This window comes from Methylobacillus sp. (genome assembly GCF_036844465.1).
In the GTDB taxonomy this organism is placed as follows: domain Bacteria; phylum Pseudomonadota; class Gammaproteobacteria; order Burkholderiales; family Methylophilaceae; genus Methylobacillus.
Map to the genome: position 1 here is coordinate 1 of NZ_DAIUFW010000031.1, position 7375 is coordinate 7375.

Genomic DNA, 7375 nt, shown 5'->3' on the forward strand with positions numbered 1-7375 from the left:
CCTTGAAGTGCTCAAACTTTTACGAATAAATCCGCTTTAGCTTCCTAAGACCCTAAATATTTTAGACTAGACCAAGATCACAACTCAGCTTCTGTCTTCTAGTTTTAATACCACTGATAACATGGAAATAAAAATACTCAAGAATACTGGCGTTCCCAAGGCGGAAGTTGAAGCGCACCAACAAATTCAACGCGAGTTCAATTCTTCAGAATTTAGCAAGAATTGGAAGGGGTACGCGTCATTCGCTATCACCCGGGGAGGCCGAGGATCAGGTGACGACGATTTTGACCTGGTGCTGGTCACACATGCTCACATCGTTGTGGTGGAGTTGAAAAACTGGCATGGCAATCTTCTTGAGTCCGATGGCAAAGAATGGTTCCTGGATGGAGAGTGCCGTGGAACTTCCCCAGTAGCAAAAGCTAACCTAAATGCCAAAAAACTGGCTAGCTTGATGCAGCAAAAGCTGGGCAGGGAAAAAACACCGTTTATTAGTGCCTATGTGGTCATGCACGGTGACGTCAAGAAAATGAATTTGACGGCGGATGAAGAGCGTTCGGTTCTTACTATGACAGAGTTCTTAACGCTCAGATTTCAGTCTTGCTACAAGAACTATCTTTGGGGACGAGTTGCATTCAATCCGTTAAGTTATCTCGATGAGTACGATGAGTTTTTCCAAGGGCCTTCATTCAAGCCAAGAGACTATCTAGTCGATGGCTTCCGGCCAGAGGAAAATCCTATCTTTGAACATCCCAGAAAGCTATATAACGAGTACCGTGCGGCAGCTAAGGATGACCCTTCGACCCTAGCTTTACTACGTCAGTGGGATTTTACAGCCCTTGGCCTAGAGCTTATTGGGGAGAAAGACCGTTCATTCATTGGCCTTAGAGAGCAGCGAATTTATGATTATGTCTCCGAACGAAACGATGAATTGTCGCCAAGTCTTCTTCGACCAGTTTCCCGTAAAACTCCAAATGACGTCACACTGAACTTTTCGGAGTTATTTTTCTTACCAAGCAAGGTGACTCGCCTTGCCGAGTTTACCCACAGCGTATTACCGAAGCTATCTCCTGAAGAGCGGCTGACTCTCTGCAAAGCTTTACTTTCTAAGTTTGCTGATTTACATGATCTTAGGGTTGCTCACCGCGATGTAGGTGATCACAGCATTTGGTTCGATAGACCGGCCAAAGTTGTGTTGTCCGGATTTTCAGCCGCTTATTACCCTGAGATGAAGACAGTTGGGGCTTTCCGTGAAAAGGTAAAAGTCGAGCAATCAAACCTGCCAGAAGACTCTGCCGAAGTGCCTGCTGCCACGCCTTATCGACGTGATGTGTTCATGTTAGGTGCCTTGGTCCATCTGATCTTATTTGGGGATAAGCCACCTAAGGTCGGAGGGATCTATGAATGGTCCCCTCAGGCAAATGATCCGCTTGATGGTGCACTGTCTGAGTTCATTAAGAAGTCGCTTAACAAAGAGCCCGGGGCAAGATTCAACAATGCCAGAGAGATGCTTGAAGCGTTCAATGCCGCAACTGCGCGAAAGCAGGAAGGCATCATCGACTTCACCGCTTTTGATGCCTTTAAGGCGACTACTCGTGACCGGGACTATGAAGAAACAGAAACTTTATCCGACACTGATGATGCTTGGTTCTTTAAATCTGAAGAGAATGGTGTTGCCAAGCTGGTAAAGGTTTGGTTCAGGGTTGCTCCAGACCCTAAGAAACCGGACCAAGCCGTTCGGCTAATCTCATTTCTCGAACGTGCCCGAACCATCAAAGGGTCTGGCTTGCGCGGACTTCCCAAGATTTTTGATTTCGGTTTGTCACGCGGTAGCCTCTTGCTTGTGCTTGAGTGGGTAGATGGAAAGACTTTGTCAGATTGGTTGGATGGAGATCCATCTTTTGAAGAAAGAATGGCATTTAGCCGGTCGGCTTTAGATGTCCTTGAGCGAATCCATGCGCTTGAACTTGCCCACGGCGATATGCATCCTCAGAACATCATCGTAAGTGATGATGGGTCTGTGACCCTTATTGATGTCCTGGATTTTCATTTAGGGGCGGCAGATCATTACACGACGGCTTATTTGCCAGCCAATTACAAGGCCCTTACACCGTTCGAGCGAGATAGATACAGCATTGCGGCCATCCTGACTGAAGTGCTGGGAACGACGAGAGAAAATCCGAGTTCGGGAGAGTACCCCATCCCTCGGATTTACGAAGAGATTTCAAACCTCCTTGAACAAAAGACCCTGTCGACCCTTGAGCCCTTATCAAGAGCTGTGACAAGGGGGATAGATGCTGTTGGTGAAGATGTTCCAGAAGTAAACGTGGTCATACAAGGCCTGGGGAATGCAGGCTTGATTCCGGGGCCAATGCGCCCGGACAACGGAGTCTTTCATGTTGAAGCAAGACCGGATACCAAATATGAGGGATGCCTGCGTTTCTGGATAACAGGCATTGGTAGACAGCTGTCGTTTTCCTGGAGTCTTGCTAATGATTCTGCGGAGTTTGCCCGCGCAACTTCAATATCCCAAAGTGCCTTGCTCCGGTCACAGACGTTGGGAGATGTACAGATTCCGGTCAAAATTAACTTGGTAGAGGGGTTGGTTTCCGATGTCCGCGAACTTGCTCAGCTCCTGCTGCAAAACGAGAAAATCCAACGCAAAATTCCAAAGCCATCGCCAGTCGCTGAAGATGCCGAAGAGCGGAAGGTCGACGCATCACCATTTCCAACGTCGCAAAGTGAAGCTGAAGATATTGAATATCCTGCCTCCAGCCATTTAAACGTCCCATTACCTGAGCTCTGGAAAGCACTTTTGGATGCTGAGGAGGATGCTCTTACTGTTGTAACTATTGCAGGTGAGAAGCGTGAAAACCCTTCCCTCAGGGGCCAAGTCCTTGTTCCCTACCATGCCGACAAAGGTGTGATTGACTACGATAGGTCCGATATGGTCATTATCGAAAGCCAAGGTACTGATGGTGTTTGGCGACCATGCGGGCAGCTCAATCTGGAGGAAACCACCTTTGGTGAATTGGCCGAACTGGCAATAGATAAACCGCACCTAAAAGCTAACTTTAAGATTGGGAGCAAACTCCGTCTAATTAGCAACCTTGAAAAAGGATCATTTACTCGTAGGCGGTTTGCTGTGGACCGAATCCTTGGAGACAAGGCTGTCGTTCCAGGTCTTATCAATTACTTCGAGCGGCAGCAGTCCGAATTCTTGTTGCCTAACGAATATACCCAACCAAATGACGATGACCTTGATGTTTACTCAGAAGGTAATAAAAAGCTAAATCCCAGTCAGAGGGAAGCTTTTCGCAAAGTGCTGAGCAGTGGCCCCATCAGCTTGCTTCAGGGGCCCCCAGGAACTGGAAAGACTTGGTTTATTGCATCCCTTCTGCACTATCTAATGACCAAGGAAAGTGCGCGCCGCATTCTTCTCGTTAGCCAAGCACATGAGGCAGTAAATAATGCATTAGAAAAAGGACTTGAGTTATGCCGAAGCAAAGGCGTGGAGTTCAATGCAGTACGTCTCGGTAGCGAATCAGCCGTATCAGACTCTATCAGGCATCTGCATGCCAGTTCAATTGAACAGGCTTACCGAGAGCGATTTAAGGCGGAACAAAAAGAAAGAATTGTTGGCCTTGCATCGACATTGGGGCTGCCGCGTAACTTCGCAATAGAATTTGTCGATTTACATTTACGCCTTGCGACACTCGGTGAGCGTATCGCCAAACTGGAAGAACGGAGGCTTGCAGAAAATGAAAAAGCCGACCAAGGACTTGAAGCAAGAATTCGAGCTCTGCATGAGACTTTCTATGACATTGCTTCTGACCTATACGATGAAGGAAACGAACACGAGCCTGCGAAGACTGTCGCTCTGATCCAACAGAGCCTGGTCGATAAGTATGAGGTACGTTCAAAAGATGCTGTTGAGCGGCTCTCTCGATTGATTCGGCTATCGGATGAGTGGGTTACGGCTCTAGGGTCCCCAGATGCAAATTTTGCAGAATTTCTGGCTAAGTCTCGTACTGTAGTAGCGGGTACCTTGGTTGGCATTGGTTATCGAGGCGCAGGTGTCGTACAGAACATTTTTGATTGGGTCATTATTGACGAAGCTGGTCGAGCAGCTCCAAGTGAACTGGCTGTTGCCATGCAGGCTGGTCACCGAATACTACTTGTCGGTGACCATCATCAGTTGCCGCCGACATTCTCCGAAGAGGTTAAGGATGCAATCTGCCAACGATTTTCCGTACAGGAGAGCTCTCCATTATTTAGTAGCGACTTTGAACGTATCTTTGATTCCACTTATGGCAAGAAGGTAGGCACCACGCTCTTAAGTCAGTATCGAATGGCCCCGGTCATTGGTGAGGTTGTTTCTTCATGTTTTTACAGAGGAGAACTTGAGACAGGTCGTGGCGAGCCACCTGATTATTATGATCTTCTTCCGGAGCATTTATCTAAACAGGTAACTTGGATTGATACCGCCTCTCTTGGAGAGCGTGCCTACCAGCAAACTTCGGAGAATAGGGAAGATACTTGGAATACTACTGAGGCTCGGATTGTCATGAGCCTCCTTCAGCAGATTATTGAATCCGATGATTTCATGGCATTTCTTAAGGAAGACCTGCAACCACAGGAACCTCCGATTGGAATCATTTGCATGTACAGCAAGCAACGACAGATTATTGACCAGATGAAAGCTGAGGCAACTTGGCTTGGAGATGCTCGCCGGCTGGTCAAAGTGGATACTGTAGATAGCTACCAAGGTAAAGAGAACCGAATCATCATCTTATCCACAGTTCGTAATAATTTAAAACAGTCCCCAGGGTTTTTAAATAGCTCCAATCGTGTGAATGTGGCTATGTCTCGTGCGATGGAGCGGTTATTTATTGTGGGCTCTACAAAAATGTGGGGTGGAAAGAATTCGCAGCTACCTCTAGGTAGGACACTGACAAAGATTCGGGCACTTACAGATGCTGGTCAAGCCAACATTCTCTCCGGCAAGCAGTTTCAGGGGTAATAAATGACTATACCTACAGAATTCAATCGCGTTACGTTTGGTCTGCCAATTGAAACTTTTCGGGTTGAAGCATACATCGCACTTGATGAGCGCTTGCCTGTTGTCACTGAGTTTGTGCTTCGTTTGCTACGAGTCTGCGATAGGGTTTCAATTCCAGCATTCAGGGACTACTTTGGTTTTACTGATAGTGAAGCTTTGTCTGTAGTGGAGTCATTGTCCCGCCAAGGTCTTATAGACTTAGTAGACGAAGATATCCAACTCAGTGCTTTCGCCATAGAACGCTTTGAAGAAGCTGGTGGTGATCACCCTCGATTCAATAAGGTTGAGCTCAAGAAGGATACCGTCACTTTTGACCTGATTTCCTTTACCCCGTTGCGTTCCGTGGCTGGGGAGCTAATCACCGACAACATCATCAAGTTGAATGCGGATGACGAGATTCTTGGGCAGAGCAAAGAAAGGGCAAGGCAAGCTTATAGGAATCGTTACCCTGAAATAGCTTCAATGCGAGACGACTTGAGAGACAAATCCTATGGCGTTCACTCCGTTGAAGACATTGAAAGTAAAAGACGTAGCTATCTACCCATCCCCGTTTCATTTTCGATTGATCAGTATTGCCAAGTAGAGAGAAGGGTAGATGAAACCTTCGAGCGAATTGCTCCGCCTGATTTGGTCCAGTTCTTAAACGAACAGGTGACTGCAATCATTCCCAAAACTATCTCACTTGCGGTGCCGGGATTAGAAGAATTCATCGAAACCTTCGACCTGAAACTGATGGGGCAATACTTGACCGGTAAGAAGTTTGATTTGGCTGGCTATCTTGCTGACGTACACGTTAGTCAGCATGTGAAGTACCCCAAAGGCATTGACCCATTCTTCGGAAATATTTATCTACATGGAAACGTGGAGCGGGTTGTTAGCCGTATTCGAGACAGACGTGAGGGTAAGCGCCGACATGGAAAACTTCTTACTTCTTTGGCATGGCTTGCCCCTGATTATGAGCTTTGGGGTCGAGGAGAGTCCTTTGCCAAAGCAGTGGCAGAGTTCACTAACGTCCTTAAACTTTCTGGGAATTCTGATTCACCATTCCTTTTTGCCAATGCTGAGCAGGGCCAAGAGAATGATGTCATGGCCATGTTTCGAGTTCCCTTTTTAAACGAACTTCATTTCTCGCGCCCGTCGATAAACGAAGGGCCATTGATGGCTGGTAGAGTCGAGTTACTGTTGTACCCTACTGCTTTTATGGTAGCGATTTACCATTTATCCCCTCCTGGAAGTAATGGTCTATGGATACCTATAGGGTTTATCTCCACAAAACCTAAACATTTAGACACAGCACACAAACTTATACAAAGTGTCATGGGCAGGAAACGCTATGGGGGGCGTGCGAAATTCTCCGCGAGAGATGACCGACCAAAACCTTCCTCATTTGAAGAAGGATGTCACTTCCTACAGTACAGTGGTCTTACTTATGATAGTCAAGGTGACGATGACACATTGGGATAAGCTTATCTACTACAGCCCCAAAATTAATCTGGCTCATATCAACAAACAATAGATCCTTATTTGTTTCGCAAATCAGCAAATCACGAATTAAATCCTTTCGAAATGGATCAACCTTGAATGCGTAATCGACTGCGTAAAGTAAGTCTTCAGTCAGCCAATGCGTCCCTGAAAAGTAGTATGTACCTGAAGCAATACATATCTTGAGCGCCCCTGGAAAAACCACTCAATCGGTGCTTATAAACTTTGGGTCCAACATGAGCCTGGTCTCTGACCTTGCTAAAGCTTGGGGGAATAAACCGGCATCGCAGCGATTTTCTTTCAGGGAATGGTTAAGTAACGGAAAAACGCCAAATCGCATCCCGTTGTCGAATGAGGCGGTAATCATCCTTAAGGGGCAAAAAGGGAAACATGAGACTTGGTTATTTCCCTATCGTAGTAAACCTGTCACGCAAACTTCGACCAAAGCTTGGCGGGAGGCAGTAAACACGGCCGGAATAGCTCCGGGCTTCCGGTGGCACGATCTAAGGCATACATGGGCAAGCTGGCATGCTCAAGATGGAACGCCGTTGAATGTGCTACAGGAACTTGGCGGCTGGGCATCGGCAGAGATGGTGCAACGTTATGCACACCTATCAACCGAGCATCTGGCACAGTGGGTAAATCGTCGTGTAGGTCTTCGCTTTGCGGAAACCACTGACGTTTTTACTACGGAAAAGAAAAAGGCCACCGAGCTGGTGGCCTAAGTCTTTGATTATATGGCGCGCCCGAAGAGATTCGAACTCCTGACCCCTTGGTATGGTAATCACCCCATTTTTAGCAGAGGTCAGAAGTAGAGTTGGTTAAAAGAGCTGA

3 protein-coding genes are annotated in these 7375 nt (G+C 47.0%); all 3 read left to right on the forward strand.

The genetic code is table 11. The annotated features are described in order from the left end of the window. The first annotated feature begins 121 nt into the window (after positions 1 to 121). Positions 122 to 5020, forward strand: a complete 4899-nt coding sequence (locus tag V7Z75_RS13910; RefSeq protein WP_334109246.1) for an AAA domain-containing protein — start codon at positions 122 to 124, stop codon at positions 5018 to 5020. 3 nt (positions 5021 to 5023) lie between these two features. Continuing rightward, entirely contained in the window at positions 5024 to 6523 is a 1500-nt protein-coding gene (locus V7Z75_RS13915) for a hypothetical protein (RefSeq protein ID WP_334109247.1), read from the forward strand. Positions 6524 to 6723: 200 nt separating this feature from the next. Continuing rightward, the gene (locus V7Z75_RS13920) at positions 6724 to 7266 is read left to right on the forward strand and encodes a tyrosine-type recombinase/integrase (protein ID WP_334109248.1); all 543 of its coding nucleotides are present in this window, start codon (positions 6724 to 6726) and stop codon (positions 7264 to 7266) included. Positions 7267 to 7375 lie beyond the last annotated feature (109 nt).